General features: G+C 65.9%; 26 protein-coding genes. 5 read left to right on the forward strand and 21 right to left on the reverse strand.

What is annotated here, in order from left to right:
- Nucleotides 1–3: 3 nt before the first annotated feature.
- Nucleotides 4–477, forward strand: a complete 474-nt coding sequence (locus tag ASG27_RS25200; protein WP_056413300.1) for a YhbY family RNA-binding protein — start codon at nucleotides 4–6, stop codon at nucleotides 475–477.
- Nucleotides 477–1,271 carry a hypothetical protein gene (locus ASG27_RS25205; RefSeq protein WP_056413302.1) on the forward strand — a complete coding sequence of 265 codons (795 nt, stop codon included), beginning with the start codon at nucleotides 477–479 and terminating at the stop codon, nucleotides 1,269–1,271. The genes ASG27_RS25200 and ASG27_RS25205 overlap by 1 nt, the downstream gene beginning before the upstream one ends.
- Nucleotides 1,272–1,426: 155 nt before the next feature.
- Here ASG27_RS25205 and ASG27_RS25210 read toward each other — a convergent pair whose 3' ends face one another.
- The 5 genes from ASG27_RS25210 to carA all read right to left on the reverse strand — a co-directional run bounded on the left by ASG27_RS25210 (nucleotide 1,427) and on the right by carA (nucleotide 7,450).
- A complete protein-coding gene (locus ASG27_RS25210) occupies nucleotides 1,427–1,897 on the reverse strand; it encodes a DUF4149 domain-containing protein (protein ID WP_056413505.1) in 471 nt (156 codons plus the stop codon).
- Between the two features lie 11 nt (nucleotides 1,898–1,908).
- Nucleotides 1,909–2,385: a transcription elongation factor GreA gene (greA, locus tag ASG27_RS25215; protein WP_056413507.1), complete on the reverse strand. Its 477-nt coding sequence runs from the start codon at nucleotides 2,383–2,385 to the stop codon at nucleotides 1,909–1,911.
- Nucleotides 2,386–2,560: 175 nt separating this feature from the next.
- Nucleotides 2,561–5,827, reverse strand: coding sequence for a carbamoyl-phosphate synthase large subunit (gene carB / locus ASG27_RS25220; protein WP_056413305.1), 3,267 nt, complete (start codon nucleotides 5,825–5,827; stop codon nucleotides 2,561–2,563).
- A 10-nt stretch (nucleotides 5,828–5,837) separates the two neighbouring features.
- Nucleotides 5,838–6,260 (reverse strand): hypothetical protein, encoded by a 423-nt coding sequence (locus tag ASG27_RS25225; protein ID WP_056413308.1) that lies wholly within the window; start codon nucleotides 6,258–6,260, stop codon nucleotides 5,838–5,840.
- 17 nt (nucleotides 6,261–6,277) lie between these two features.
- Entirely contained in the window at nucleotides 6,278–7,450 is a 1,173-nt protein-coding gene (carA, locus tag ASG27_RS25230; RefSeq protein ID WP_056413313.1) for a glutamine-hydrolyzing carbamoyl-phosphate synthase small subunit, read from the reverse strand.
- Nucleotides 7,451–7,750: 300 nt separating this feature from the next.
- Here carA and ASG27_RS25235 point away from each other — a divergent pair, with 300 nt between their 5' ends.
- Nucleotides 7,751–8,569: a hypothetical protein gene (locus ASG27_RS25235; protein ID WP_056413317.1), complete on the forward strand. Its 819-nt coding sequence runs from the start codon at nucleotides 7,751–7,753 to the stop codon at nucleotides 8,567–8,569.
- A gap of 78 nt (nucleotides 8,570–8,647) precedes the next feature.
- Here ASG27_RS25235 and ASG27_RS25240 read toward each other — a convergent pair whose 3' ends face one another.
- The 16 genes from ASG27_RS25240 to rpsB form a co-directional block, all read right to left on the reverse strand.
- Nucleotides 8,648–9,421, reverse strand: coding sequence for a TrmH family RNA methyltransferase (locus tag ASG27_RS25240; protein ID WP_056413320.1), 774 nt, complete (start codon nucleotides 9,419–9,421; stop codon nucleotides 8,648–8,650).
- Between the two features lie 37 nt (nucleotides 9,422–9,458).
- Nucleotides 9,459–10,085 (reverse strand): ribonuclease HII, encoded by a 627-nt coding sequence (rnhB, locus tag ASG27_RS25245; protein WP_056413323.1) that lies wholly within the window; start codon nucleotides 10,083–10,085, stop codon nucleotides 9,459–9,461.
- Entirely contained in the window at nucleotides 10,051–11,214 is a 1,164-nt protein-coding gene (gene lpxB / locus ASG27_RS25250; protein WP_056413327.1) for a lipid-A-disaccharide synthase, read from the reverse strand. The genes rnhB and lpxB overlap by 35 nt, the downstream gene beginning before the upstream one ends.
- Before the next feature lie 10 nt (nucleotides 11,215–11,224).
- Nucleotides 11,225–12,013: an acyl-ACP--UDP-N-acetylglucosamine O-acyltransferase gene (gene lpxA / locus ASG27_RS25255; protein ID WP_056413330.1), complete on the reverse strand. Its 789-nt coding sequence runs from the start codon at nucleotides 12,011–12,013 to the stop codon at nucleotides 11,225–11,227.
- 30 nt (nucleotides 12,014–12,043) lie between these two features.
- Complete coding sequence (gene fabZ / locus ASG27_RS25260; RefSeq protein WP_056413333.1) at nucleotides 12,044–12,484, reverse strand: 3-hydroxyacyl-ACP dehydratase FabZ; 441 nt, start codon at nucleotides 12,482–12,484, stop codon at nucleotides 12,044–12,046.
- A 16-nt stretch (nucleotides 12,485–12,500) separates the two neighbouring features.
- The gene (gene lpxD, locus ASG27_RS25265) at nucleotides 12,501–13,484 is read right to left on the reverse strand and encodes a UDP-3-O-(3-hydroxymyristoyl)glucosamine N-acyltransferase (RefSeq protein WP_056413336.1); all 984 of its coding nucleotides are present in this window, start codon (nucleotides 13,482–13,484) and stop codon (nucleotides 12,501–12,503) included.
- Nucleotides 13,485–13,508: 24 nt separating this feature from the next.
- Nucleotides 13,509–14,033, reverse strand: a complete 525-nt coding sequence (locus tag ASG27_RS25270; protein ID WP_056413339.1) for an OmpH family outer membrane protein — start codon at nucleotides 14,031–14,033, stop codon at nucleotides 13,509–13,511.
- On the reverse strand, nucleotides 14,033–16,330 hold the full coding sequence (gene bamA / locus ASG27_RS25275; protein WP_056413342.1) for an outer membrane protein assembly factor BamA: 2,298 nt from the start codon (nucleotides 16,328–16,330) through the stop codon (nucleotides 14,033–14,035). The genes ASG27_RS25270 and bamA overlap by 1 nt, the downstream gene beginning before the upstream one ends.
- Nucleotides 16,331–16,373: 43 nt before the next feature.
- Nucleotides 16,374–17,738 carry an RIP metalloprotease RseP gene (rseP, locus tag ASG27_RS25280; protein ID WP_056413346.1) on the reverse strand — a complete coding sequence of 455 codons (1,365 nt, stop codon included), beginning with the start codon at nucleotides 17,736–17,738 and terminating at the stop codon, nucleotides 16,374–16,376.
- Between the two features lie 32 nt (nucleotides 17,739–17,770).
- Nucleotides 17,771–18,949, reverse strand: a complete 1,179-nt coding sequence (ispC, locus tag ASG27_RS25285; protein WP_056413510.1) for a 1-deoxy-D-xylulose-5-phosphate reductoisomerase — start codon at nucleotides 18,947–18,949, stop codon at nucleotides 17,771–17,773.
- Between the two features lie 9 nt (nucleotides 18,950–18,958).
- The gene (locus tag ASG27_RS25290) at nucleotides 18,959–19,825 is read right to left on the reverse strand and encodes a phosphatidate cytidylyltransferase (RefSeq protein ID WP_056413349.1); all 867 of its coding nucleotides are present in this window, start codon (nucleotides 19,823–19,825) and stop codon (nucleotides 18,959–18,961) included.
- A 27-nt stretch (nucleotides 19,826–19,852) separates the two neighbouring features.
- Nucleotides 19,853–20,584: a polyprenyl diphosphate synthase gene (uppS, locus tag ASG27_RS25295; RefSeq protein ID WP_056413351.1), complete on the reverse strand. Its 732-nt coding sequence runs from the start codon at nucleotides 20,582–20,584 to the stop codon at nucleotides 19,853–19,855.
- 33 nt (nucleotides 20,585–20,617) lie between these two features.
- Complete coding sequence (frr, locus tag ASG27_RS25300) at nucleotides 20,618–21,178, reverse strand: ribosome recycling factor (protein WP_056413354.1); 561 nt, start codon at nucleotides 21,176–21,178, stop codon at nucleotides 20,618–20,620.
- A 51-nt stretch (nucleotides 21,179–21,229) separates the two neighbouring features.
- Complete coding sequence (gene pyrH, locus ASG27_RS25305; RefSeq protein ID WP_056413356.1) at nucleotides 21,230–21,952, reverse strand: UMP kinase; 723 nt, start codon at nucleotides 21,950–21,952, stop codon at nucleotides 21,230–21,232.
- Between the two features lie 65 nt (nucleotides 21,953–22,017).
- Nucleotides 22,018–22,947, reverse strand: coding sequence for a translation elongation factor Ts (tsf, locus tag ASG27_RS25310; protein ID WP_056413359.1), 930 nt, complete (start codon nucleotides 22,945–22,947; stop codon nucleotides 22,018–22,020).
- Between the two features lie 123 nt (nucleotides 22,948–23,070).
- Entirely contained in the window at nucleotides 23,071–23,826 is a 756-nt protein-coding gene (rpsB, locus tag ASG27_RS25315) for a 30S ribosomal protein S2 (protein WP_056413362.1), read from the reverse strand.
- 239 nt (nucleotides 23,827–24,065) lie between these two features.
- On the opposite strand from rpsB, the gene ASG27_RS25320 reads away from it, so the two are divergent.
- Nucleotides 24,066–25,400 (forward strand): amidase, encoded by a 1,335-nt coding sequence (locus ASG27_RS25320; protein WP_056413366.1) that lies wholly within the window; start codon nucleotides 24,066–24,068, stop codon nucleotides 25,398–25,400.
- A 49-nt stretch (nucleotides 25,401–25,449) separates the two neighbouring features.
- Nucleotides 25,450–26,682, forward strand: coding sequence for an FAD-dependent oxidoreductase (locus tag ASG27_RS25325; protein WP_056413369.1), 1,233 nt, complete (start codon nucleotides 25,450–25,452; stop codon nucleotides 26,680–26,682).
- The last annotated feature ends 29 nt before the right edge of the window (nucleotides 26,683–26,711 follow it).

The following is a 26,711-nucleotide window of genomic DNA, read 5'->3' on the forward strand; positions in this document are numbered from 1 at the left end:
CCCATGCCCCAAATTCAACTGACCCCCGCCGAGCGCCGATTTCACCGCGCTGATGCCCACCATCTGGACCCCGTGGTCCTGGTCGGCGGCGACGGCCTGACCCCTGCCGTCAAAAAAGAGATCGACGCTGCGCTCAATGCCCACGGCCTCATCAAGGTCCGTGTGTTCGGCGATGACCGCGCAGCCCGCGAGCTGATGTACCAGGAGCTTGCTGCCGACCTCAACGCCGCCCCCGTGCAGCACATCGGCAAGCTGCTGGTGCTTTGGCGCCCCGTGCCCGCCAAGGAAAAGGCGGTGGACGAAGACCGCATGCCCGGCCCGCGCGACGTGAAGGTGCTCAAGTTCAGCAAGCGCGGCGGCCAGCGCCCGGAAATCAAGCAATTGCGCGTGCTGGGCAACCAGCGCCTGACCTCCGGCGGCCAGATCAAGCGCGCCAAGCCCAAGCAAAAGTCCATCAAGAAGCGCCAGGCCGACTGATGGGCCTGCCCGCAGTCTCTGCAGAACCTGCAGCTTCTGCCGCCCCACCCGGCCCGGCCGGCCCGGCGCCCGTGCGCCACATCCTGTGCATGAAGTGGGGCACGAAATACGGCCCCGAGTATGTCAATCGGCTGTATGCGATGGTGCGAAGGCATCTGGCGGGGGACTTCCGCTTCGTCTGCCTGACGGACGACAGCGAGGGCATTCGCGCCGAGGTGCTGTGCCTGCCCATTCCGGCGCTCGACCTGCCGCCCGGCATTCCGGAGCGCGGCTGGACCAAGCTGGCCACCTTCGCCGCCGATCTGCACGGGCTGCGGGGCACCGCCTTGTTCCTCGATGTGGACGTGGTCGTCACCGGTAGCCTGGAGGGGTTCTTCACCCAGCCTGGCCAGTTCCTGATCATTCACGACTACAAGCGCCCGTGGCGCATCACCGGCAATTCATCGGTCTACCGGTTCGAGCTGGGTGCGCACCCGGACGTGCTGGAGCATTTCCGCGCGCACTTTGCCGAGATCCGGCAGGAGTTTCGCAACGAGCAGGCGTACCTGTCGGACTTCCTGCACAAGCAGGGCAAGCTGCAGTACTGGCCCGCCGAGTGGTGCCCGAGCTTCAAGTACCACGGCATCCCGCCCTGGCCCACCAACTACTGGCGGCCTCCTTTTGTGCCGCCGGGGGCCCGCATCGTGATCTTTCACGGGGAATGCAATCCGCCCGATGCACTGGCAGGGCGGCGCAACCGGCGGTTTCGCTATATCCGCCCGGCCACGTGGGTCGCGGAACACTGGCGGGAATAAGACAGACGAGGCGCGGGTTGCAGGGCACTGCACCGCCCCCACGATGCCAGGCGTTGCGGTGACTGGCTGACGGCGGCACCGAAGCTTGGGCGCGCACGCCACACAGCACCGCCGCCCGCCCCGGGCAGCGCCCCTTCAAACGGTTCTACGCAGCGTCAGTGCCCGTCGACAGGCGCGCCGGCCGCATCGTCCGCTGGCGACCCGGGCGCATCGGTGGCCCCTGGGCGCAAGGTGCTCCAGAGCACCGCCAGGGCGCAGCCCCACTGCAGCACATACATGACGGACCCCACGCTGTGCCACAGGCGCAGATCCTGGCGGGCCACGATGCGCGGCGCCACGCCGAACTGGGACAACAATGCCAGCAGCATGCCCCCCAGTATGAAAACCATAGCAGCCTGCGCCCACGGGTATTGCCGTACCGCGTGTTTGGGACGCGACATCAGCAGCAGCACCACGCAGCATGCGACCGCCACCCAGGTCTGCGCGGCGAACAGCCTGGCGGCCATGTTGCCGGCGATGGATGGGGACGGAAGGTGCGCAAAAAGCAGCGGCACCACCAGAAATCCGATGGTGGTGAGGCTGCCCCACCACAGGGCCGCCACGAGGGCGGGAAGACGCTGGCGCATGCCCGGGCCGGTCACTGGTAGCTCACGCCCACCACTTCGTAGCGGCGGATGCCACCGGGCGCCTGCACTTCGGCCGTGTCGCCCTCTTCCTTGCCGATCAGTGCACGGGCGATGGGGCTCGAAATATTGATCAGGCCCTGCTTCAGATCCGCTTCGTCCTCGCCCACGATCTGGTACTTGACGGCTTCGCCGGACTCTTCGTCCTCCAGCTCGACCGTGGCGCCGAACACCACCTTGCCGCCGCCGTCCACAGCGCTGGGGTCGATCACCTGCGCCACCGAGAGCTTGCCTTCGATTTCCTGGATGCGGCCTTCAATGAAGCCCTGGCGGTCCTTGGCAGCGTCGTAGTCGGCGTTTTCGCTCAGGTCGCCCTGTGCACGGGCTTCGGCGATGGCGGTGATCACTGCGGGGCGTTCCACGGTCTTGAGGCGGTGCAGCTCCTCCTTGAGCTTCTCCGAGCCGCGCTTGGTGATTGGAATGGTGGCCATGTTTTTCGTCTCCATAGGTCAACAAGGCCGGCGCCTGCCACGGGGGCACGGCACCGGTCGGTCAGCCCGCAAGGCAAGCAATGCTGTGCGATTGGCGACCCTACAAAAGGAAACCGCCGCACGTTGCCGCGCGGCGGTGTTGTTCAGCGGCCAATTATGCCGCTTTTGGGGGCCTTCAGGCCGCCAGTTGCGCGTGCAGTTCCTGCACCGAATACACGTCGAGCTTGTCCATGTACTTCATGCCTTCCACCGCAGCTTCGGCACCGAAGATCGTGGTGAAGGTCGTGACGCGTGCGAGCAGCGAGCTCGTGCGGATCGCACGCGAATCGGCGATCGCATTGCGGCGCTCTTCCACGGTGTTGATCACCATCACGATCTCGTTGTTCTTGATCATGTCCACGATGTGCGGGCGGCCCTCGGTGACCTTGTTGACCACCTTGACCGGCACGCCGGCCGCTTCGATCGCGGCGGCCGTGCCCTTGGTCGCCACGAGCTCGAAGCCCAGGGCCACGAGCTGGCGGGCGATGTCCACCGCGCGCGGCTTGTCGGCGTTCTTCACGGTCAGGAACACCTGGCCCGAGGTGGGCAGCTTGGTGCCTGCACCCAGCTGGCTCTTCACGAAGGCTTCGCCGAAGGTCTTGCCCACGCCCATCACTTCACCGGTGGACTTCATCTCGGGGCCGAGGATGGTGTCCACGCCCGGGAACTTCACGAAGGGGAACACGGCCTCCTTCACGCTGAAGTACGGGGGCGTCACTTCCTTGGTGATGCCTTGCGACGCCAGCGTCTGGCCGGCCATGCAGCGCGCGGCCACCTTGGCCAGCTGGATGCCGGTGGCCTTGCTCACGAAGGGCACCGTGCGCGAAGCGCGCGGGTTCACTTCCAGCACGTAGATCACGTCCTTGCCGTCCACTTCCTGGATGGCGAACTGCACGTTCATCAGGCCCACCACGCTCAGGCCCGCGGCCATGGCGGCGGTCTGGCGCTTGATCTCGTCGATGGTGGGCTGCGACAGGTAGTACGGCGGCAGCGAGCAGGCGGAGTCGCCGCTGTGCACGCCCGCCTGTTCGATGTGCTCCATCACGCCGCCGATGAAGGTGACGCCTGCGGAGTCGCGCACGCAGTCCACATCGCACTCGATGGCGTTGGACAGGAAACGGTCCAGCAGCACGGGCGAGTCGTTGCTCACCTTGACGGCTTCGCGCATGTAGCGCTCCAGGTCACGCTGCTCGTGCACGATTTCCATCGCGCGGCCGCCCAGCACGTAGCTGGGGCGCACCACCAGGGGATAGCCCAGGGCGGCGGCCTTTTCCAGGGCCTCGGGTTCGGTGCGCGCAGTCGCATTGGGCGGCTGGCGCAGGCCCAGTTCGCCCAGCAGCTTCTGGAAGCGCTCGCGGTCTTCGGCCGCATCGATCATGTCGGGGCTGGTGCCGATGATGGGCACGCCAGCGGCTTCGAGGCCCAGGGCCAGCTTCAGGGGCGTCTGTCCGCCGTACTGCACGATCACGCCGACCGGCTTTTCTTTGTCCACGATCTCCAGCACGTCCTCGAGCGTCACGGGCTCGAAGTACAGGCGGTCGGACGTGTCGTAGTCGGTGGAGACGGTCTCGGGGTTGCAGTTGACCATGATGGTCTCGTAGCCGTCCTCGCGCATCGCCAGCGCCGCGTGCACGCAGCAGTAATCGAACTCGATGCCCTGGCCGATGCGGTTGGGACCGCCGCCCAGCACCATGATCTTCTTGTTGCTGGTGGGCTCCGACTCGCATTCCGCGACGCCGCCGTGCGTGGCCGCTTCGTAGGTGGAGTACAGGTAGGCCGTGTTGGTGGCGAACTCGGCCGCGCAGGTGTCCACGCGCTTGTAGACCGGGCGCACATTCTGCGCGTGGCGCGCTTCGCGCACGGCCTTTTCGGTGGTCTTGAGCAGCTTGGCCAGGCGGCGGTCGGAGAAGCCCTTTTGCTTGAGCGTGAACAGCGTGCCCGCGTCGAGCGCCGCCAGGGCACCCTCGCCTTTTTCGGCCACCAGCTTGTCGATGTCGAGCTCGATCTTCACGATCTGCTCGATCTGCACCAGGAACCACTTGTCGATCTTGGTGAGGTCGAACACTTCGTCGACCGACAGGCCCATGGCGAAGGCATCGCCCACGTACCAGATGCGCTCGGGGCCGGGCTCGCCGAGTTCCTTTTCGAGCACTTCGCGGTCCTGGGTCTTCTCGTTCATGCCGTCCACGCCCACTTCCAGGCCACGCAGTGCCTTCTGGAAGGATTCCTGGAAGGTACGGCCCATGGCCATGACCTCGCCCACGGACTTCATCTGCGTGGTCAGGCGGCTGTCGGCCGTGGGGAATTTTTCGAACGCGAAACGCGGGATCTTGGTGACCACGTAGTCGATGGAAGGCTCGAACGATGCGGGCGTGATGCCGCCCGTGATCTCGTTGCGCAACTCATCGAGCGTGTAGCCCACGGCCAGCTTGGCGGCGACCTTGGCGATCGGGAAACCCGTGGCCTTGGAGGCCAGCGCCGAAGAGCGCGAGACGCGCGGGTTCATCTCGATCACGACCATGCGGCCGTCCTGCGGGTTGATCGAGAACTGCACGTTGGAGCCGCCCGTGTCCACGCCGATCTCGCGCAGCACTGCCAGGGACGCATTGCGCAGGATCTGGTATTCCTTGTCGGTCAGCGTCTGCGCGGGGGCCACGGTGATCGAGTCGCCGGTGTGCACGCCCATGGGGTCGAGGTTCTCGATGGAGCAGATGATGATGCAGTTGTCCGCCTTGTCGCGCACCACTTCCATCTCGTACTCCTTCCAGCCGAGCAGCGATTCTTCGATCAGCAGTTCGTTGGTGGGCGAGGCTTCCAGGCCGCGCTTGCAGATGGTCTCGAATTCTTCGGGGTTGTAGGCAATGCCGCCGCCCGTGCCGCCCAGCGTGAAGCTGGGGCGGATCACAGTGGGAAAGCCCACGCTCTTTTGCACGGCCCAGGCTTCGTCCATGCTGTGGGCGATGCCCGAGCGCGCGGAGCCCAGACCGATCTTGGTCATGGCGTCCTTGAACTTCAGGCGGTCTTCGGCCTTGTCGATGGCCTCGGGCGTGGCGCCGATGAGCTCGACCTTGTACTTGTCGAGCACGCCGTTGTGCCACAGGTCCAGCGCGCAGTTGAGCGCGGTCTGGCCACCCATGGTGGGCAGGATGGCGTCGGGGCGTTCCTTGGCGATGATCTTCTCGACCGTCTGCCAGGTGATGGGCTCGATGTAGGTGACGTCGGCCGTGGCCGGGTCGGTCATGATCGTCGCAGGGTTGCTGTTGATCAGAATGACCTTGTAGCCCTCTTCGCGCAGCGCCTTGCAGGCCTGTACGCCGGAGTAGTCGAATTCGCAGGCCTGGCCGATGATGATCGGGCCAGCGCCGATGATGAGAATGCTTTGGATGTCTGTGCGTTTTGGCATGGTGCGTCGATCAGTCGATCGTGGGTTCGGCTGCCTGGGAGCCAGGGGTCTCTACAGAGGGTGCGGCGTCCGCCTGCGGGCGGCGGGCGGTCAGCTTGGCAAGCAGCGCCTCGGCCCGGGCGGGGGGAAGGTTCTTCTGCATCAGTTGCAGCAGGCCATCCCCCTGGATCAGCGGGCGCAGGACTTCCTCTTCAGCGTCATAAAAGGTCACTTCCCAGTCCTGGAGCAGCTCTGCAAACTCTGCGTCGTCCAGCGTCTTGCCCTTGGCCACGAGCGTGATCAGGGGCATGGCCTTGTTCTCGACAAAGGCCTTCTTGTAGGGCTTTTGCGCCCATCGCTCGGTGAACCATTCGCGGTGGGGCGACGGCAGCGTCAGGACGCGCTTGTGGATCGCCTTTTCCAGGGTTGCGAGGGGGAAGCTGAAAAATTTCATGGCGCTGTTCCTTGATTTCAGGCCGCCTTGGCCGCGCGCATGGCGTCGGTGAAGCGGTCGAACAGGTAGGCGATGTCGTGCGGGCCGGGCGATGCTTCGGGGTGGCCCTGGAAGCAGAACGCCGGCTTGTCCTTGTGCGCCAGGCCCTGCAGCGTGCCGTCGAACAAACTGACGTGCGTGGCACGCAGGTGGGCCGGCAGCGACTGCATGTCCACCGCGAAACCGTGGTTCTGGCTGGTGATGCTCACGCGGCCGTTGTCCAGGTCCTTCACGGGGTGGTTGGCTCCGTGGTGGCTGTTCGTCATCTTGAAGGTCTTGGCGCCCGCGGCCAGGGCCATGATCTGGTGGCCCAGGCAGATGCCGAAGGTCGGCACGCCGCTGTCGACGATGGTGCGGGTGGCGGCGATGGCGTAGTCGCAGGGCTCCGGGTCGCCAGGGCCGTTGGACAGGAACACGCCATCAGGCTTCAGGGCCAGCACATCGGCCGCTGGCGTCTGCGCGGGCACCACGGTGACCTTGCAGCCGCGCTGGGCCAGCATGCGCAGGATGTTCAGCTTCACACCGTAGTCGTAGGCCACCACGTGGAACTCGGGAGACTCCAGCTTGCCGTAGCCCTTGCCCAGCACCCACTCGGTCTGGGTCCACTCGTAGGTGGCTTTGGTCGACACCACCTTGGCCAGGTCAAGCCCGGCCATGTTGGGAGCCGCCTTGGCAGCTGCCAGGGCCTCGTCGATCAGCGCCTGCGTCACCGCCTGGCCTTGCGCCAGGCCGACGATGGCGCCGTTTTGTGCACCCTTGCTGCGCAGCAGGCGGGTGAGCTTGCGGGTGTCGATGTTGGCGATGGCGACCGTGTTCTCGCGCACGAGGTACTGGGACAGGGTTTCCGTCTGGCGGAAATTGCTGGCCAGCAGGGGCAGGTCCTTGATGATCAGGCCCGCGGCATAGACCTTGTCGGCCTCGATATCCTCGCTGTTGACGCCGTAGTTGCCGATGTGCGGATACGTGAGCGTCACGATCTGCTGGCAATAGCTGGGGTCGGTGAGGATTTCCTGATAACCGGTGATGGCGGTGTTGAACACCACCTCACCGACGGTGGTGCCTGTAGCACCAATCGAGTTGCCGATAAAGACCGTGCCGTCTGCGAGCGCCATGATGGCGGGCGGGAAGTTTCCCTTGAGAGACAAAAGCACTGGGTTCTCCGGATGGTTACGGTCGCCCGGCGCCTGCAGGCCACTCGTACACGCAAACGTACGCAGTGCTGGTGGCTGCTCTCAGAAAAGATTTTTGCTTTGGGTGCGATCGGGCGACGCTGTTGCGAGAAAAGCTCCCGATTATACCCTTCGGGCGTCTTCGCCCGGCAAATGCATGTCTTGCATAACCTTGTTACGTAAGGAAGTGTTCCAGGCATTTCAATGCATCACTGCGCGCCTAGACTCCGCCCGGCGCCCATTCAACCATCAACGTTTTCAACCTTCAGAGAGGCTGTTTTCATGTTTGCTTTCATTCGTCCCCTTGCTGTCGCAGCGGCAGGTCTCGGCATCGCCTTGGCCGCCCAGGCCATGGAGCTGGCCAAGTATCCGAAAGTCTTTGTGGGCCCGCAGGGAGTCGAAGTCGTTCTGGCCCCCAGCGTGGACGGCAAGCAGGCGCTGGTGCGCGTGAGCGGCATCAACGACCCGATCGACCAGGTGGTCTTTCTGAGCAACCTGGAGCGGCAAGGCGCAGCGCGCGACGTGTACTCCACCCGCATCGACGGCCGCAACTACGGCCTGCTGCACAAGCAGACCGACGCGTACGTCGGTGGCGACAACTATGTGGTCTACCTGCCTGGCAAGCGCGACGGCGTGGTGCTGGCCTTCCATGAAGACAAGACCAAGGCGTTCAAGCTGGCAGACCTGCAGGCGAGCTATGAGCGCCAGCAAAAGCAAGGCGTGCAGGAAAAGCTGGCCCGCTTTGACCGCAACAAGCGCCTGGCCAGCGCGCAGGCCGATCTGACCAAGGCCGACCAGGATGCCAGCGCCGCGTGCGGCACACCTGTGAAGACCACGGTCGACTGGGCGTCCATCGATGACGAAAAGCTGCAGACCCTGAGCATCGGCAGCTTCTGCGGCGTGGTCGCCTCGGAACTGGAGTCCCTCTGCCGCAACACCCCCGCGGCCAAGGCCAAGGCGGCCAGCCTGGGCCAGGTGCAGTGCAAGTTCGCATCCGCGCTGAAAATCCGCGTGGAAGGCCAGCAAGTGGTGTTCACGACCGAGAAGGACGCGCCCAACCAGGAAGACTTCGTGCGCCAGTTCCTGCGCAACCAGCAGTAATCAGCCTCCCGCGCCACCTCCGGGTGGCGCGAACCTGCCCGCACCCCCGGCAGGAATCCCCTGCCCGAGACCAGCCCTTCAGCGCGCAGCGCCGCTCGCGTGCAGGCAAATGGCGGCGGCGGCAGCCACGTTCAGCGACTCCTCGCCGCCGGGCTGCGCAATGCGGATGCGCAGGGCCGAGCGCTCTTCCAGCACCGGCGACACGCCCTGCCCTTCGTGCCCCATGACCCAGGCACAGGGCCAGGGCAATGCGGCGCGGTGCAGCCAGTCTCCGGCATGGGAGCTGGTGACGAGCAGGGGCACCTGCAGCGCCTGCAGCTCTGCGTGCTCCACACCTTCGATGAGATCCAGCGCGAAATGCGCGCCCATGCCGGCCCGCAGCACCTTGGGTGACCAGAGGGCCGCGCTGCCCTTGACGGCCACCACCTGGCGGAATCCAAACGCCGAGGCACTGCGCAGGATGGAGCCCACGTTGCCCGCGTCCTGCACACGGTCGAGCACCACGGTGGCAACCCCCGGCTGCAGCGACGCCGGCACCGCCCAGTCGATGACGAAGCCCATGCGCGCCGGCGACTCCAGCCCGCTGATCTCGGCGAACAAGGCATCCGAGAGCACTATGATTTTAGGAGCTGCTTGCGCCCACTCCACCTGCGCCAGTGGCCAAAAAGACTCTGCAAACACCGCCACCGCCGGGCGCTGGTGCCGCTCCAGCGCGGCGCGGCACAGATGGTCGCCCTCCAGCCACACCCTGCCCTGCTTGCGATAGGCCGTGCTGTCCTGCGCCAGGCGGCGCAGGTCCTTGACGAAAGCGTTGTCGCGCGAATGGATGGGGGTGACGGAAGGTGATGTCATCGGCAATGGGGTCACCTGGGCGGTCACCCGCAACGGGTCACAGGAACAGGTTTTGGGCCACCGGTGCGAACGAGCGCCGGTGGTGGATGCAGGCGCCGTGCTCGCGCAGCGCGGCCATGTGGATCGCCGTGCCGTAGCCCTTGTGGCCGGCAAAGCCGTAATGGGGGAAGTCCTGGTCGATCTGCGCGCACCAGCGGTCGCGGTGCACCTTGGCCAGGATGGAGGCGGCCGAGATGGCCTGCACCAGCGCATCGCCCTTGACGATGGCCTCGGCCGGCACGTCCAGCAGCGGCAAGCGGTTGCCGTCCACCAGCACCCGCACGGGCTTGAGCCGCAGGCCGATCACCGCGCGGCGCATCGCCAGCAGGGTGGCCTGCAGGATGTTCAGGCTGTCGATCTCTTCGACGCTCGCCTCGGCGATGGAGCAGCACAGCGCCTTGGCGCGGATCTCGTCGTAGAGCTTCTCGCGCCGGGCTGCGGTCAGGGTCTTGGAGTCCGCTAGGCCTGCGATGGGATGCAGGTCGTCCAGGATGACGGCGGCAGCCACCACCGGGCCGGCCAGGGGCCCGCGGCCGGCCTCGTCCACCCCGGCAAGAAGTCCGGGGGGATGCCAGGGCAGGCTGGCTTGCTCAGGCTGTGGGAGCGAGGATTTTCTGGATCGCATCGGCTGCCAGTCGGGGAGTGTTGCGGAGAAGGCTTTCATGCAGCGCGGTGAAGCGCTGCTCCAGCGCGCTGATCCGGGACGGATTGTGCCTGCGTGCGTCCAGCCAATCCAGCGTGGCGGCGCACAGCGCTTGCGGCGTGGCGGCGTCCTGGATCAGTTCGGGCACCACGAAGTCGCCGCACAGGATGTTGGGCAGCCCCACCCAGGGCTGCAACTGCTTGCGGCGCATGAGCCACCAGCTCACAGGCTGCATGTGGTAGGCGATCACCATGGGCCGCTTGAAGAGCGCAGCCTCCAGCGTGGCCGTGCCGCTGGCGATCAAGGTGGCATCACAGGCCGCCAGCACGGTGTGCGACTGGCCCGCCACGATCTGCACCGCGTCCTGCAGGCCGCATTCCTGTGCGACCTGCGCAATGCGGCTTTGCAAGGCGGGTACCGCGGGCACTACCAATTTGATAGCTGGGCGCGCTTGACGGATCAGCGCTGCAGCCTCGAGGAATGGCTTGGCGATGTACTGGATTTCAGACGACCGGCTGCCCGGCAGGATGGCCAGGACCTCATCCGCATCCTGCAGACCCAGATGTGCCCTGGCGGCTGAGCGGTCGGGCACCATCGGGATCACACCAGCGAGCGGGTGACCGACGTAGGTCGCCTCGATGCCATGCTGGGCCAGCAGTGCGGGCTCGAAGGGAAAGATGCACAGCACGTGGTCGGCGCTGCGGCGGATCTTCTCGACCCGGTCCGCACGCCACGCCCAGATGGAGGGGCAGACGAAATGCACGGTCTTGATGCCGGCAGCGCGCAGGTCGGCTTCGAGCCCCAGGTTGAAATCCGGCGCGTCCACGCCGATGAACACATCGGGCCGGCTCTGGAGGAGGTCGTTGCGCAACGACTTGCGGATGGCGAGCAACTCGCGCAGGCGCCGCAGCACCTCCATGCTGTAGCCATGCACGGCCAGCTTGTCGCTGGGCCACCGGGCCTCGAAGCCGCGGCGTGCCATCTGGGGCCCACCGATGCCAAAGGAGTGCAGCGTGGGCCAGTGCGCCTGCATGCCGTCGAGCAGCAGCCCGGCGAGCAAGTCGCCCGAGGTTTCGCCCGCCACCATGGCGATGCGGGGAGATGTCTGCATGCGCCGGACCTCAGCGGGCGATGCCGCGGCTGGAGCTGGCCAGGAAAGCCATCACCAGCGCCACGTCCGCCGTGGCCTCGGGGTGCGCCACCGGCAGGTCCGCGATGGCGGCGCGGGCCGCCTCGAGCGTGAGGCCCTGGCGGTACATCAGCCGGTGGATCTGCTTGATCACTGCCACACGCTCCGCAGAGAACCCGCGGCGGCGCAGGCCCTCGGCATTCAGCCCCCGCACGGACAGCGGATTGCCATCGACCGTCATGAAGGGCGGTACGTCCTGCGACACGGCGCTGGAAAATCCGATCATGGCGTGCGCCCCGATCTTCACGAACTGGTGGATGCCGGTCAGCCCGCCCACCGTCACCCAGTCGCCGATCAGCACATGCCCGGCCAGCGTGGTGTTGTTGGCCATGGTCGTGTGGTTGCCCACATGGCAGTCGTGCGCAATGTGGGTATAGGCCATGATCCAGTTGTCGTCGCCGATGCTGGTCTTGCCGCCCGCGCCCGGCACGCCGCGGTTGAAGGTGCAGAACTCGCGCACCGTGTTGCGGTCACCGATGACCAGCTCGGTGTCCTCGCCCTTGTACTTCTTGTCCTGCGGATCGGCCCCCAGGGAGGCGAACTGGAAAATGCGGTTGTCCTTGCCGATGGTCGTGCGGCCTTCGATCACGCAGTGGGCCCCCACGGTGCAGCCCGGGCCGATCACGACCTGCGGGCCGATCACGGCATACGGTCCCACCGTGACGGAGGGGTCGATGCGTGCACCGTCCGCAATGATGGCGGTGGGATGGATATTGCTCACGGTCCGGTCAGCCCAGGTCGTCGCTGCGGCTCAGCCCACGCTGCGCATGGTGCACATGAGCTCGGCTTCGCAGGCCACATCGTCGCCCACGCTCGCCACGCCCTTGAACTTCCAGATGCCGCCGCGCACGCGGTCGATGGTGATGGTCAGGATCAGCTGGTCGCCCGGCTCCACAGGGCGCTTGAAACGCGCGCCGTCGATGCCGACGAAGTAATAGATGTTGTTCTCGTCCGGCACCTTGCCCATGGCATCGAAGGCCAGCAGCCCGGCCGCCTGGGCCAGGGCTTCGAGGATCAGCACGCCGGGCATCACGGGACGCCCTGGAAAATGCCCGCCGAAGTAAGGTTCGTTGAACGTGACGTTCTTGATGGCCTTGATACGGGTGTTGCTCTCAAGCTCGATCACCTTGTCCACCAGCAAGAAGGGGTAGCGGTGCGGCAGTTGCTTGAGAATTGCGTGGATATCCATCATCGAGTTCTTCTTCCGTTCATGCTGCTTTCAGGGCCTGCTCCAGCGCTTTGATGCGCTCTCGCAAGCTGTGCAATTGTTTGAGTGTCGCAGCGTTCTTTTCCCAGCGCGCATTGTCGTCGATGGGAAACATGCCCGTGTACTGTCCTGGCCGTGTGATGGATCGCGTGACGACCGTGGCCGCCGAAATGTGCACGTTGTCGGCCAGCTCCAGATGCCCCAGCACGATGGCGCCTCCGCCCACCGTGCAATGCGCGCCGATGGTGGCACTGCCGGCCACACCCACGCAGCCGGCCATGGCCGAGTGCTTGCCGATGCGCACGTTGTGGCCCACCTGGATCAGGTTGTCGAGCTTGACGCCGTCTTCGATCACGGTGTCCTGCAGCGCACCCCGGTCGATGCAGGTGTTGGCCCCGATCTCGACATCGTCGCCGATGCGAACGGCGCCGAGCTGCTCGATCTTGACCCACTGCCCCTTCTCCGGCGCGAAGCCGAAGCCGTCGGCACCGATCACCACGCCCGCATGGACGATGCAGCGCTCGCCGATGTGGCAGTCTTCGCCGACCGTCACGCGTGATTTGAGCACCGTGCCTGCACCAATGCGAGCGCCGCGCTCAACGACGCACAGCGGGCCGACAACAGCCGTGGGATGCACGTGGGCCGACGGGTCCACCACGGCGCTGGCATGCACCGAGCCCTGCACCGCAGGCGATGTGTGCTGCCGCCAGAGCTGCGTGGCCCTTGCAAAATAGACGTAGGGGTTGTCCGCAACGATGCAGGGGCCGCGCGCCAGCGCCACCTCGCGCATGGCGGGCGCCACAATGACACAGGCCGCCCGGGAGGCGGCCAGTTGCTGTTGGTAGCGGGGGTTGCTCAGAAAACTGAGGTCCCCCGGGCCCGCAACCTCCAGTGGCGCGATGCGGGAGATGGTGGTGTCAGCCACCGCCCCCCCCTCCAGCGAACCACCGAGCGCATCAACAATGTGCCCGAGAAGCAAGCTCACGCGCCACCCGTCCTGCGCTGCGGCTTACTTGGTGGTGGCAGCGGCATTCAGCGCCTTGATCACCTTGTCGGTGATGTCGTGCTTGGGGTTGATGTAGACAGCCTCTTGCAGGATCACGTCGTACTTTTCAGCTTCTGCGACCTGCTTGACCACCTTGTTGGCGCGCTCAAGAACCTGGGAGAGTTCTTCGTTCTTGCGGGCGCTCAGGTCTTCCTGGAACTCACGGCGCTTGCGCTGGAAGTCACGGTCCTGGTCCACCAGCTGGCGCTGGCGCGTGGTGCGCTGGCTCTCGGCCATGGTGGGCGCTTCACGTTCGAACTTTTCGCTGGCGGTCTTCAGGGTGTTGCCCAGGTCCACCAACTCTTTTTCACGGCGAGCGAATTCCTGCTCCAGCTTGGCCTGGGCCGCCTTGGCCGTGTTGGCCTCACGGAAGATGCGGTCGGTGTTGACGAAACCGGCACGGAAGGACTCTTGCGCTTGCACAGGCGCTGCAGCGGCGAATGCGCCGAGCAGCAGGGCCAAGGAGATATGGCGAGAAAAGGATTTCATTAGAAAGACGTTCCAATCTGGAATTGCAGTTTCTGGATTCTATCGCCAGCGAACTTGCGCACCGGTTGCGCAAACGCCAGACGCAGCGGACCGAGCGGGGAAATCCAGCTCAGGCCCAGACCCACGGAGGCACGCATGTCACTGAAGGTGACCTTGTCGTTCTCTCCGTACACGTTACCCACGTCGACGAAGGTAAACACGCGCAGGGTCCGGTCGTTCCCCGCGCCAGGGAACGGAGCGATCAGCTCCGCATTGAGGGTGACTTTCTTCGGACCGCCGAGAGACGCACCCGTCACGTCGCGCGGACCCAGCGTGCCCTGGTCGAAACCGCGCACCGAGCCCAGGCCGCCCGAGTAGAAGTTTTTGAACACGGGGAACGGCCGGCCGTTCATCCCCTTGCCGATACCCGCCTCGCCGTTGAACGCCAGCGTGAAGCGCTTGTTCAGCGGAACGTACTGCTGGTACTGGTAGTTGGCGCGCACGTAGCGGGCGTCGCCTGCCACGGACCATTCGGAATTGAGGCGCTGGTAGCGACCCGAATTGGGCGCCAGCGCACTGTCGCGGTCATCGCGCGACCAGCCGACGGTCAGCGGAATGGAGGTGCTGCTGTAGCCGAACCTGTCTGCATAGGCCAGGTAGGTGGCGGGGATGTTCGTGCCGGGCTTGATCTTGGTCTGCTCAAGGCCGCCACCGAAGAACACCGTGTCGGTCTCGCTGAACGGCACGCCGAAGCGCAACGAACTGCCGGTGGTCACGAGCTGGTAGTTGCCGCCCTGGTCTTCGTAAGGCTTGTCCGTGCGGTAGTAGAGGTCCACCGTGCGCGAAATGCCTTCCTTGGTGAAATACGGGTCGGTGGTGCTGAACACCAGCGTGCGGCGGTACTTGCTGGTGTTCACATCGATGCCCAAGTAGTTGCCCGAGCCGAAGATGTTTTCCTGCTTGATGCCGAACGAGAGCGAGACCTTCTCCGCGCTCGAGAAGCCCACGCCCATCTGCAGCGAGCCCGTGGGCTTTTCGGCCACGTTGATCACCAGGTCCACCTGGTCGGGCGAGCCCGGCACTTCCTGCGTCTCGACGTTCACTTCGGTGAAGAAGCCCAGGCGGTCCACGCGGTCGCGCGACAGGCGGATCTTCTCGCCGTCGTACCACGAGGCTTCGTACTGGCGGAACTCGCGGCGGATCACTTCGTCGCGCGTGCGGTTGTTGCCGCTCACGTTGATGCGGCGCACGTAGGCGCGGCGCGACGGTTCGGCCTGCAGCACGAAGGCGACGCGGTTGTTCTCGCGGTCGATCTCCGGCACGGCCTCGACGCGGGCAAACGCGAAGCCGAAGCGCGCGAAATACTCCGAGAAAGCCTTGGTGGTCTCGGTGATCTGGTCGGCGTTGTAGGGCTCGCCTGCGCGGATCGTGACGAGCGACTTGAATTCGTCATCGCGGTCCAGGTAGTTGCCCTCCAGCTTCACGCCGGACACGACATAGCGCTCGCCTTCGGTCACGTTGACGATGATGGAGATGTCCTGCTTGTCGGGCGAGATCGCGACCTGCGTGGAATCGACGCGGAACTCGAGGTAGCCGCGCTGCAGGTAGTACGAGCGAAGGGTTTCCAGGTCGGCGTTGAGCTTGGCGCGCGAATAGCGGTCGGACTTGGTGTACCAGCTGAGCCAGCCGCCCGTGTCCTGGTCGAACAGGCCCTTGAGCGTGGATTCGCTGAACGCCTTGTTGCCGACGATGCGCACTTCCTTGATCTTGGCGGGCTCGCCTTCGACCACCGTGAACGTCAGGTTCACCCGGTTGCGCTCGATGGGGGTCACCGTGGTCACCACTTCGGCGCCGTAGAGGCTCTTGTTGATGTACTGGCGCTTGAGCTCCTGCTCGGCGCGGTCGGTCAGCGCCTTGTCATAGGGCCGCCCTTCGGTCAGCCCCACCTCGCGCATGGCTTTCTTGAGCGTGTCCTTGTCGAATTCGCGCGTGCCGGCGAAGTCGACATCCGCCACCGTGGGGCGCTCTTCCACCACCACCACCAGCACGTTGCCAGTGGCCTCCAGGCGCACATCCTTGAAAAGCCCCAGGCCGAACAGCGCCCGGATGGCGGCCGCGCCCTTTTCGTCGTTGTAGTCGTCGCCCACGCGCAGCGGCATGGATGCGAACACCGTACCGGGCTCCACGCGCTGCAGGCCCTCGACGCGGATATCCTGCACCTTGAAGGGCTCCAGTGCCCATGCCGCATTGGCAGCGAAAATCATGGCTGCAACGGCCGATGCGGTACGCACGCCCAGGCGATTGATGTGTTTTTTCATGAATGAAGCTGGAGCCGCAGTTGCGTTGCAAGCGCGGCAAAGGTTAGCCAAAAAGCCGGGTGACGTCGTTGAACAAGGCTATGGACATCATGACAAGCAACACTGCAACGCCTCCGCGCTGCAGGCGTTCCATCCATGCGTCCGACACTCCCTTGCCCGTGACACCCTCCCAAAGATAATACATCAGGTGCCCACCGTCCAAAACTGGCAGCGGCAGCAGGTTCAGCACCCCCAGGCTCACGCTGATGAGCGCAAGGAAAACCAGGTACTGCGTGAGGCCCAGGCTGGCCGAGCGGCCGGCATAGTCGGCAATCGTGAGCGGCCCGCTGAGGTTCTTGAGCGACGCCTCGCCGATCACCATGCGGCCCATCATGCGCAGCGTCAGGATCGAGACGTCCCACGTCTTCACCACACCGCCCCAGGCCCCTTCGAGCACACCGTACTCCACGGTCACGAACTCGGGCGCCGCACCCACATACGCACCGATACGGCCGACGGTCGTGCCAGCGTCCGTCTTGGCCTCGGGCACCACGTCCAGCGTCAGCACCTGGCCCGCGCGGTCGATGCGCCAGGGCTGGGCCACGGCTTGTGTGCCCTTCACGGACTGCCGGATCAATTCGCGCAGTTGCTGGCCGTCCACCACGTCGGTGGCGCCCACCTTCAGCACCACGTCGCCCTGGCGCAGCCCGGAGCGGGCGGCGGCGCCGTCGGCCATCACATCGCCCAGCACGGGCCGCGTCCACGGCCCCAGGATCCCGATCTTGCGAAACAGCTGTGCGTCGGCCTCGCGGGTGTCGATCTTGGACATGTCGAGCCGCACTTCGCGGTGCGCCGCGCCCGACTGGGGCTGCACGTCCAGGCGCACCGTCTCGCCCTCGAGCGCGCCGCGCGTGAGGAGCCAGCGCAGGTCTTCGAACGACCGCACGGGCTCCAAGTCGTCGGTGCCCAGCGCAGCCTGCGCGACGAGTTCGCCACCGCGCAGCCCTGCGGCCTGCGCGACCGAACCCGCCACCGGGCTGGCCAGCACGGCCTTGGGCTCCTGCACGCCGTTCCAGTTGACGATGGCGTACAGCAGCATCGCCAGCAGCAAGTTGGCCATGGGCCCTGCCGCCACGATGGCGGCACGCGAGCGCAGGGGCTGGGTGTTGAAAGCCAGATGCCGCTCTTCAGGCGCCACGGGCGCCTCCCGCTCGTCGAGCATCTTGACGTAGCCGCCCAGAGGAAATGCGCCCAGCACGAATTCCGTCGGCGACCCCTTGGGCTGCCAGCGCAGCAGCGGGTGGCCAAAGCCGACCGAGAACCGCAGCACCTTGACCCCGCACGCCACCGCCACGCGGTAGTGCCCGTACTCGTGCACGGCAATCAGGATGCCCAGGGCAACGACGAAGGCAACAAGGGTGAGCAGCATGGTGGGGTTTCCGTAGATCTCTGTGGAGGCGCTCAGGCCGCCATGCGGACTGCCGCATGTTCTGCCGCATGCCGGGCCTGGGCGTCCAGGTCCAGCAGCGCAGCCAGCGAGTCTGGCTTGGAGGGGGACACCGCATCCAAAGTTGCAAGATTTACCGCATGGATACGGTCAAAACGCAGCCGGCCCTGCAAAAACGCCCCGACAGCCACCTCGTTGGCGGCATTGAGCACCGCGGTCGTTCCCTCGGCTGCCTTGAGCGCCTGCCAGGACAGGTGCAGGCCGGGGAAGCGAATGGCATCGGCATCCTCGAAGGCCAGGGCGGACAGCGTGGAAAAATCGAGCCGGCTGGCGCCACTGGCGATGCGCTCGGGCCAGGCCAGGCCGCAGGCGATGGGCACCCGCATGTCGGGCGTGCCCAGTTGCGCCAGGATCGACGCATCCTTGAACTGCACCATCGAGTGGATGATCTGCTGCGGATGGATCACCACCTTGATCTGGTCCGGGTGCAGGTCGAACAGCCAGCGCGCCTCGATCACTTCGAGCGCCTTGTTCATCATGGTGGCGGAGTCGACCGAAATCTTGCGCCCCATCGAGAAATTGGGGTGCGCGCAAGCCTGGGCCGGCGTGATCTCCGACAGCGTGGCCGGGTCGCGCTGGCGAAACGGCCCGCCCGAAGCGGTCAGCAGGATGCTGTCCACCCGGTCGGGCCAGGTGGCAGGGTCTTCCGGCAGGCACTGGAAAATGGCCGAATGCTCGCTGTCGATCGGCAGCAGCGTGGCCCCGCCCTGCTTGACCGTCTGCATGAACAGCCCGCCGCCAACCACCAGCGCCTCCTTGTTGGCCAGCAGCAGGCGCTTGCCGGCGCGGGCTGCCGCCAGGCACGGCGACAGGCCTGCCGCACCCACGATGGCTGCCATGACGGCGTCCACCTCCGGGTGAGACGCTATCGTTTCAAGAGCATCTGCCGCTTGCAGGACTTGCGTGGGAATGCCGTTAGCGGCCAGCTTTTCGGCCAGTTGGCGCGCGTGCGGTGCGCTGGCCATCACCGCAAAGCGCGGTGTGAACTGCGCGCACTGCGCAAGGATCAGGTCCACCTGCGTGGCCGCGCTCAGCGCGAACACTTCAAAGCGGTCCGGGTGGCGTGCCACCACATCCAGCGTGCTGGTACCGATGGAGCCCGTGGAGCCCAATACCGTGAGTCGTTGTTTCATCATTGCGAGCTACCGTGCTGCTGCTGCTGTCGTCAGGCTGGTGAGCATCATGGCCAGTGGCAGGGTCGGCAGCAGCGCGTCCACCCGGTCGAGCACGCCGCCGTGGCCGGGCAGCAGGTTGCTGCTGTCCTTGACGCCAGCGCTGCGCTTGATGAGGGACTCCACCAGGTCGCCCGAGACGCTCATGGCCACCATGAACAGCGCCGCGATCACCAGCAGCCACCAGCCTTGCTGCGCCATGCGGCTGTAGAAACTGGGCACGGCAGCCTGCCAGTGCGCGTCAGCGGCCACCCAGACGAACGCCATGACCACCACGCCCGCCAGCCCACCCCACACGCCTTCCCAGCTCTTGCCGGGACTGATCGACGGGGCCAGCTTGCCCTTGGTGAAGCGCAGCCCGAAAGCGCGGCCGGCGAAATACGCGAAGATGTCGGCCACCCACACCAGCAGCAGCACCGACAGCAAGAAATTGATGCCCACATTGCGCGCCTGAACGACCGCAAGCCAGGCCAGCCACAGCGCCAGCACGCCCGCCACCAGCCGCACGGCGGAAGGAATGCGCGGCCAGCCCGGAACCCCGGCCTTGAGCAGCCAGGCGGTGGACAGCACCCACAGCCCCCCGCCCACCACCCAGAGCGCCGTCAACGGCCGCTCCACCCAGCCCAGAGCCCAGGACCCCGCGCACAGCGCAACGCAGGCGGCGCCCACAGCCACCGAGCCTGCCTGTCCGAAACCGCTCAGGCGCCCCCACTCCCAGGCACCGGCAGCCATGAGCACCAGCACCACGACGGTGAACGGCACGGTGGACGAGTAAAAAAGCGCCGGCAGCAAGATGGCCAGCAGGACGAGGGCTGTGATGACACGCTGTTTGAGCATGGGACCTTTCAGAACCCGTTCAGGTTCTCAACCGGGCATCGGCTGGGGATGCGCGGACAGGATCTGTTCGGAGGTTTTACCAAAACGGCGTTCGCGGCCACTGTAGGCTGCAATCGCCTCATCCAGCGCCGACTCATCGAAATCCGGCCACAGCCGGTCACTGAAAATGAACTCGGAGTATGCAGCCTGCCACAGCAGAAAATTGCTGATCCGCATTTCGCCCCCGGTGCGGATCACGAGATCGGGGTCGGGCACGTGGGCCAGGCCCATCGCGCCGTGCAGGCTCGCTTCGGTGATGGGCTCTCCGCGTGCGGCCAGCGATGCCGCCGCCTGGGCGATGTCCCAGCGGCCCCCATAGTTGAAGCAGACGTTCAGAATCAGGCGGTCGTTGCCCGCCGTGGCGGCCTCCGCCTGGGCCAGGCCGCCCTGCACCTTGGGCGAAAGACCTGCGCGGTCGCCCACGAAGTACAGGCGCACGCCGTCCTTCTTGAGCTCGGGCACCTCGCGCGCCAGCGCCAGGGCCAGCAGCTCCATGAGGCCGGAGACCTCTTCCACGGGGCGGTTCCAGTTTTCGGACGAAAAGGCAAAGACGGTCAGCACCGCCACGCCCCGCTGCGCGCAGGCACGGGCACAGCGGCGCAGCGAATCCACCCCTTGCTTGTGGCCTGCCAGGCGCGGCAGGAAGCGGCGCTTGGCCCAGCGGCCGTTGCCATCCATGACGATGGCGATGTGGTGAGGCACCACCGGAGATTCAGACATGCAGAACGTTCAGAGAACCCTGGTAACGGGAACTCAGACCGCCATGATTTCCTGTTCCTTGGCCGCCACCAGCGCATCGATCTCTGCGATGTGCCGGTCGGTGAACTTCTGCACGTCGGTTTCGGCGCGCTTTTGGTCGTCTTCGGACGCGAGCTTGTCCTTGACCAGCTTCTTGACCGATTCGTTGGCATCGCGGCGCAGGTTGCGCACGGCGATCTTGGCGCTCTCGCCTTCGTTGCGGGCCAGCTTGGTCATTTCTTTGCGGCGCTCTTCGCTCATGGGCGGCATCGGCACGCGGATGAGGTCGCCCAGGGAGGCTGGATTCAGGCCCAGGTCGCTTTCGCGGATGGCCTTCTCGATCTTGGCGCCCATGCCCTTTTCCCAGGGCTGGACGCTGATGGTGCGCGCATCGATCAGGGAGACGTTGGCCACCTGGCTCAGCGGCACGAACGAGCCGTAGTACTCCACCTGGACCGAATCGAGCAATGCGGGATTGGCACGGCCGGTGCGGATCTTCTGCAGGTTATTCTTGAACGCCCCGATGGACTGGTCCATCTTGGTTTCTGCATTTTTCTTGATATCGGCAATCGTCATATTGTTCTCCTCTAGCCAGTCACCGGCAATGCGCAGCGCGGCGGCAAATCATCAAGCGTAAACCAGCGTACCTTCGTCTTCTCCCATCACCACGCGCTTCAAGGCGCCGTGCTTGATGATGGAGAACACGCGCACCGGCAGCTTCTGGTCGCGGCACAGTGCGAATGCCGTGGCATCCATGATGCCCAGGTTGCGGGACATAGCCTCGTCGAAGCTGAGCTTGGTGTAGCGTGTGGCGGTCGGGTCTTTCTGGGGGTCGGCAGTATAAACGCCGTCCACCTTGGTGGCCTTGAGCACCAGCTCGGCGCCGATCTCGGCACCACGCAGGGCCGCAGCCGTGTCGGTGGTGAAGAAGGGGTTGCCCGTGCCAGCCGCGAAGACCACGACCTTGCCCTCTTCGAGGTACTGCAGCGCCTTGGGGCGCACATAGGGCTCGACCACCTGTTCGATGGCAATGGCGGACATCACGCGGGCCACCAGGCCCTGCTTGTCCATCGCGTCGGCCAGGGCCAGCGCGTTCATCACGGTGGCCAGCATGCCCATGTAGTCGGCCGTGGCCCGGTCCATGCCGACCGAGCCGCCCGCCACACCGCGGAAAATGTTGCCCCCACCGATCACCACGGCCACCTGGACACCCAGGCGGGTCACTTCGGCGATCTCTTCCACCATGCGCACGATGGTCGCGCGGTTGATGCCAAAGGCGTCGTCACCCATCAGCGCCTCACCAGACAGCTTGAGCAAGATGCGCTTGTGGGCTGGTGCGGCGTGGGACATGTGTGATTTCTCCAAAGGCAATACGTACGGCGGTGTGTGCGGGGGCAGGGCTTTTTTGCGGCCTGTCAGGCTGCAGCAGCCTTGGCGGCGGCGACTTGTGCGGCCACTTCGGCAGCGAAGTCGTCGGCCTTCTTCTCGATGCCTTCACCCACGACGTAGAGCGTGAAGCCCTTCACGTTGGTGTTGGCAGCCTTGAGCATCTGGGCCACGGTCTGCTTGCCATCGGCGGCCTTCACGAAGACCTGGTCAGCCAGCGAGACTTCCTTGAGGTACTTCTGCACGGCGCCGTCGATGCGCTTGGCGGTGATTTCAGCGCTTTGCGCGGGCTTGCCGGCAGCCACCAGTTCCTTGTTGGCTTCGTCGGCCTTGCCTTCGGCGACCGAGCGCTCCTTGGCGATCAGTTCGGCAGGCACGTCGGCGCTGGTCAGGGACACGGGCTTCATGGCAGCCACGTGCATGGCCACGTCCTTGGCGGCCGCAGCGTCACCGTCGAATTCGACGACCACGCCGATGCGCGAGCCGTGCAGGTAGGCCGCCAGGTTGGAGCCGCTGAAGTGCTTGAAGCGGCGGAACGACATGTTCTCGCCGATCTTGCCGATCAGGCCCTTGCGCACGTCTTCCAGGGTGGGGCCGAAGCTGTCTTGCTCGTAGGGCAGTGCACCCAGGGCTTCGATGTTGGCGGGGTTGTGCTCGGCCACCAGCTTGGCAGCGGCGTTGGCCATGGCCAGGAAGCTGTCGTTCTTGGACACGAAGTCGGTTTCGCTGTTGACTTCGATCAGCGCGCCCACGTTGCCGTTGATGAAGCTGGCGACCACGCCTTCGGCGGTGACGCGCGAAGCAGCCTTGCCGGCCTTGGTGCCGAGCTTGACGCGCAGCAGCTCTTCAGCCTTGGCCAGATCGCCTTCGGCTTCCGTCAGGGCCTTCTTGCATTCCATCATGGGAGCGTCGGTCTTGGCGCGCAGTTCGGCGACCATGCTTGCGGTAATTGCAGCCATCTTTGTTCCTTCAGTGTTCAGTTCAATCGATTGATCGGATCGGATCGGATTGGGTTCAGCCTAAAAAAAAGGGGGCTAACCAGGAGCCCCGCTTTCATTCGCGACGAGTCGCGCAGCCGGGTATCAGGCGGCGGCTTCTTGCACTTCCACGAACTCGTCGGAGCTCTCGGTAGTGGTAGCGGCCTTGACCACTTCGTTCACGGCATTGGCACGGCCTTCGATGATCGCGTCGGCGATACCGCGGGCGTACAGCGTCACGGCCTTGGCCGAGTCGTCGTTGCCGGGGATCACGTAGTCGATGCCTTCAGGCGAGTGGTTCGTGTCGACCACACCGATCAGCGGGATGCCCAGCTTCTTGGCTTCGGCCACGGCGATCTTGTGGAAGCCCACGTCGATGATGAAGATGGCGTCGGGCAGAGCAGCCATGTCCTGGATGCCGCCGATGTCCTTTTCGAGCTTGGCGATTTCGCGGGAGAACGTCAGTTGCTCCTTCTTGCTCAGGCTGTCGAGGCCAGCTTCTTGCTGGGCCTTCATGTCCTTGAGGCGCTTGATCGAGGTCTTGACCGTCTTGAAGTTGGTCAGCATGCCGCCGAGCCAACGCTGGTCCACGAAGGGCACGCCAGCGCGCAGGGCTTCGGTGGACAGGATTTCACGGGCTTGGCGCTTCGTGCCGACCATCAGGATCGTGCCCCGATTGGCTGCCAGTTGCTTGGCGAACTTCTGGGCTTCCTGGAACAGTGGCAGCGACTTTTCCAGGTTGATGATGTGAATCTTGTTGCGATGGCCGAAGATGTAGGGGGCCATCTTGGGGTTCCAGAAGCGGGTTTGGTGACCGAAATGGACACCGGCTTCCAGCATTTCGCGCATGGTAACGGACATAAAAATACTCCAAAGGTTGGGTCTAAAATCCAGCCCCAATACTTGCGCTACGGTGCTTTCGCACCCGCAGCGCAACACCTTGACAGGGCTGGTTTGCGATTGGTCTTGCGAAAGCTGCCCCACGTGCCGACTGCGGTGCCCGTTGACGACGATCGACTTCAAGCCGATGACCCCCACACTGCACAGCCGCCTTGCACGCGCTACTGCTCCCAGCAAAACCCAAAGATTCTAGCACACCCATGTTTGCCGACCTGATCGCCACCCGGGGCAGCCTGCACGCCGGCGCCACCACCTCGCCCGCCGAACTGGAACGCTGCATCGCTGCCGCCCAGGCGCCCGCCAACGCGCACAGCTTCGTCCGCGCCGACTTCGATTCGGCACGCACCACGGCGGTGCAGCCCGGCATCACCCAATTACCCTTGGCAGGTCTGGCCGTGTCGGTCAAGGACCTGTTCGATGTGGCGGGCCAGCCCACCGCAGCAGGCTCCACGGCCCTGGCAGGCGCCCCGCTGGCGGTTGCCGACAGCCCTGCCGTGGCGCGCCTGCGCGCTGCAGGGGCCAGCCTCATCGGGCGCACGAACATGGTGGAGTTCGCCTTTTCGGGCGTGGGTGTGAACCCGCACTTCGGCACACCGGCGGCGTTCGATGCGCTGCACGGCGCCCTGCCCGGCGCGCCGCGCGTGCCGGGCGGCTCCTCGTCGGGCGCCGGGGTCTCGGTGGCCACGGGCGCGGCGTTCATCGGCCTGGGGTCGGACACTGGCGGCTCCATCCGCATTCCGGCAGCGCTCAACGGCATCGTGGGGTTCAAGAACACGGCGCGGCTCGTGCCGACGTCGGGCGCCGTGCCGCTGTCCACCACGCTCGACACCGCCTGCGCACTGACCCGCACGGTGCGCGATGCCATCGTGGCGCACGAAATCCTGGCCGCCCGCCGCGTGACGCGCAGCCAGGCGCCGCTGTCCCTGTACCGCCTGGCCATGCCCCGCACGCTGTTCCTGGACGGCATGGACGCCACCGTGGCGCGCGCCTTCGAGCGCACCCTCTCCACGCTGCGCGCCGCCGGGGCGACCATCGACACCATCGACCTTCCAGCCGTGCAGGAGCAGCCCGCCTACGGTTTCGCTGCGCCGGAGGCCTATGCCTGGCACCGCGATCTGCTCCAGCAGGTGCCGGAGCGCTACGACCCCCGGGTGCGCCAGCGCATCGAAAAAGGCGCCACGCTGATGGCCTGGGAATACATCGACCTGCTCCAGGCGCGCCAGCAATGGATTGCGCGCATGCACGCGGCCATCGACGGGTACGACGCCCTGCTGTCGCCCACGGTGCCCATCGTGGCGCCCTTGCAGTCGGACGTGGCGCCCGGGGCCGAACGCGACACCGAGTTCTTTCGCGTCAACAATCTGCTGCTGCGCAATACCAGCGCCATCAACCTGCTGGACGGCTGCGCGCTGTCGCTGCCCTGCCACGTGGCCGGGGAACTCCCGGTCGGCATCATGGTCTGGCACGGGGCGCTGCGGGATGATGCGGTGCTCAATGTCGGCCAGCAGATCGAGCAAATACTACAAAAACAATAGCTGTCAGCGCTTTCCCATCAAGCGCCAACGCCTCACAACACGCATATTCATGAAGATTGCCATCGTGGGCGCCGGCATTGTCGGCGTCACCACTGCCTACGAACTGGCCAGCGACGGCCACGAGGTCACCGTCTTTGAACAGCGCAGCGCCGCAGCCGAAGAGGCGAGCTTTGCCACGGCCGGCCTGCTGGCCCCCCATCTGCTGAACCCCTGGGCCGTACCCGGCTTTGGCCACGCGCTGCGGCTCACGGGCGCCCACGCCACGCTGCGGCTGGCCGGCGGCATGGGGCGCGCCAACCTCGCATGGCTGTGGCGCTGGCGCAGCGCCGCGCGCCAGCACAGCGCCCCGGCCGCAGCCCTCGAACGCCTGGCGCAGTACAGCCTGGCGCGGCTCAAGACCATCGCCATCCAGCACGAGCTCGACTTCGAAGCCTGCGACGGGCGGCTGGTGCTGCTGCGCAGCGAGGCCGAACGCCAGGCGCTGCAGCCTGCGCTGCAGGTGCTGCGCGATGCGGGCGTGGCCGTGCACGAGATCGACGCCGACGCAGCGCGCAAGATCGAGCCCGGCCTGTCGCCCGAAGCCCCCCTGGCAGGCGCCATCCACCTGCCGGACGCCTGGGCGGGCAACTGCCGCCTGTTTGCCCAGTTGCTGCGCCAGGGCACGCAGGGCGCGGGCGTGCAGTTCGCGTTCGGCACCCGCATCGACCGCGTCAGCAGCAGCCCCACCGGCGTGGCCGTGCAGGGCGAGGCCGAGCTGCGCCGCTTCGACGCGGTGGTGCTGTGCGCGGGCATGGCCTCTGCAGCCCTGCTGCCCGCGCTGGGCCTGGGCCTGCCGATGACCGCCGTGTATGGCTACTCGGTGAGCGCGCCGCTGCGGGAAGACACCCACGCTCCGCGCTCCAGCGTGGTGGACATGGCCCAGCAGATCAGCATCACCCGGCTGGGCCAGCGCGTGCGCATCGCCGGCGGCGCCGAGCTGGCGGGTGCCGGTGCCGAGCACCACACGCCCACGCTGCAGCGCCTGTACCGCACGCTCAACGACTGGTTTCCGGGCGGCGCGCAGCTGTCCTCCAGCCTGCAGATCTGGCGCGGCGCCCGCACCATGCTGCCCGACGGGGCGCCGGTGGTCGGCGCGAGCGGCCTGCCGGGCCTGTGGCTCAACACCGGCCACGGCGCCGGCGGCTGGGCCCTGGCCTGCGGCAGCGCGCGGGCCGTGGCCGATCTGGTGGCGCAACGCGAGCCCGAGATCAACCTCGACGGCCTGGGCATCCGCAGGTTCTGACACGCCCCGGCACCCGCAGCACGCGCGGC

The sequence above is a fragment of the Acidovorax sp. Leaf191 genome (assembly GCF_001424425.1).
Classification (GTDB): Bacteria; Pseudomonadota; Gammaproteobacteria; order Burkholderiales; family Burkholderiaceae_C; genus Acidovorax.

Bases quoted from the DNA above. Each gene is read 5' to 3' on its own strand.
- fabZ (WP_056413333.1), bottom strand. From the start codon at position 12,484: ATGATGGATATCCACGCAATTCTCAAGCAACTGCCGCACCGCTACCCC.
- uppS (WP_056413351.1), bottom strand. From the start codon at position 20,584: ATGTCTGAATCTCCGGTGGTGCCTCACCACATCGCCATCGTCATGGAT.
- ASG27_RS25240 (WP_056413320.1), bottom strand. From the start codon at position 9,421: ATGACATCACCTTCCGTCACCCCCATCCATTCGCGCGACAACGCTTTC.
- rnhB (WP_056413323.1), bottom strand. From the start codon at position 10,085: ATGCGATCCAGAAAATCCTCGCTCCCACAGCCTGAGCAAGCCAGCCTG.
- greA (WP_056413507.1), bottom strand. From the start codon at position 2,385: ATGGCCACCATTCCAATCACCAAGCGCGGCTCGGAGAAGCTCAAGGAG.
- ASG27_RS25320 (WP_056413366.1), top strand. From the start codon at position 24,066: ATGTTTGCCGACCTGATCGCCACCCGGGGCAGCCTGCACGCCGGCGCC.
- ASG27_RS25235 (WP_056413317.1), top strand. From the start codon at position 7,751: ATGTTTGCTTTCATTCGTCCCCTTGCTGTCGCAGCGGCAGGTCTCGGC.
- carB (WP_056413305.1), bottom strand. From the start codon at position 5,827: ATGCCAAAACGCACAGACATCCAAAGCATTCTCATCATCGGCGCTGGC.
- rpsB (WP_056413362.1), bottom strand. From the start codon at position 23,826: ATGTCCGTTACCATGCGCGAAATGCTGGAAGCCGGTGTCCATTTCGGT.
- ASG27_RS25270 (WP_056413339.1), bottom strand. From the start codon at position 14,033: ATGAAATCCTTTTCTCGCCATATCTCCTTGGCCCTGCTGCTCGGCGCA.
- bamA (WP_056413342.1), bottom strand. From the start codon at position 16,330: ATGAAAAAACACATCAATCGCCTGGGCGTGCGTACCGCATCGGCCGTT.
- rseP (WP_056413346.1), bottom strand. From the start codon at position 17,738: ATGCTGCTCACCCTTGTTGCCTTCGTCGTTGCCCTGGGCATCCTGATT.
- frr (WP_056413354.1), bottom strand. From the start codon at position 21,178: ATGACGATTGCCGATATCAAGAAAAATGCAGAAACCAAGATGGACCAG.
- pyrH (WP_056413356.1), bottom strand. From the start codon at position 21,952: ATGTCCCACGCCGCACCAGCCCACAAGCGCATCTTGCTCAAGCTGTCT.
- ispC (WP_056413510.1), bottom strand. From the start codon at position 18,949: ATGAAACAACGACTCACGGTATTGGGCTCCACGGGCTCCATCGGTACC.
- ASG27_RS25210 (WP_056413505.1), bottom strand. From the start codon at position 1,897: ATGCGCCAGCGTCTTCCCGCCCTCGTGGCGGCCCTGTGGTGGGGCAGC.
- tsf (WP_056413359.1), bottom strand. From the start codon at position 22,947: ATGGCTGCAATTACCGCAAGCATGGTCGCCGAACTGCGCGCCAAGACC.
- lpxB (WP_056413327.1), bottom strand. From the start codon at position 11,214: ATGCAGACATCTCCCCGCATCGCCATGGTGGCGGGCGAAACCTCGGGC.
- ASG27_RS25325 (WP_056413369.1), top strand. From the start codon at position 25,450: ATGAAGATTGCCATCGTGGGCGCCGGCATTGTCGGCGTCACCACTGCC.
- ASG27_RS25290 (WP_056413349.1), bottom strand. From the start codon at position 19,825: ATGCTCAAACAGCGTGTCATCACAGCCCTCGTCCTGCTGGCCATCTTG.
- ASG27_RS25200 (WP_056413300.1), top strand. From the start codon at position 4: ATGCCCCAAATTCAACTGACCCCCGCCGAGCGCCGATTTCACCGCGCT.
- ASG27_RS25225 (WP_056413308.1), bottom strand. From the start codon at position 6,260: ATGAAATTTTTCAGCTTCCCCCTCGCAACCCTGGAAAAGGCGATCCAC.
- ASG27_RS25205 (WP_056413302.1), top strand. From the start codon at position 477: ATGGGCCTGCCCGCAGTCTCTGCAGAACCTGCAGCTTCTGCCGCCCCA.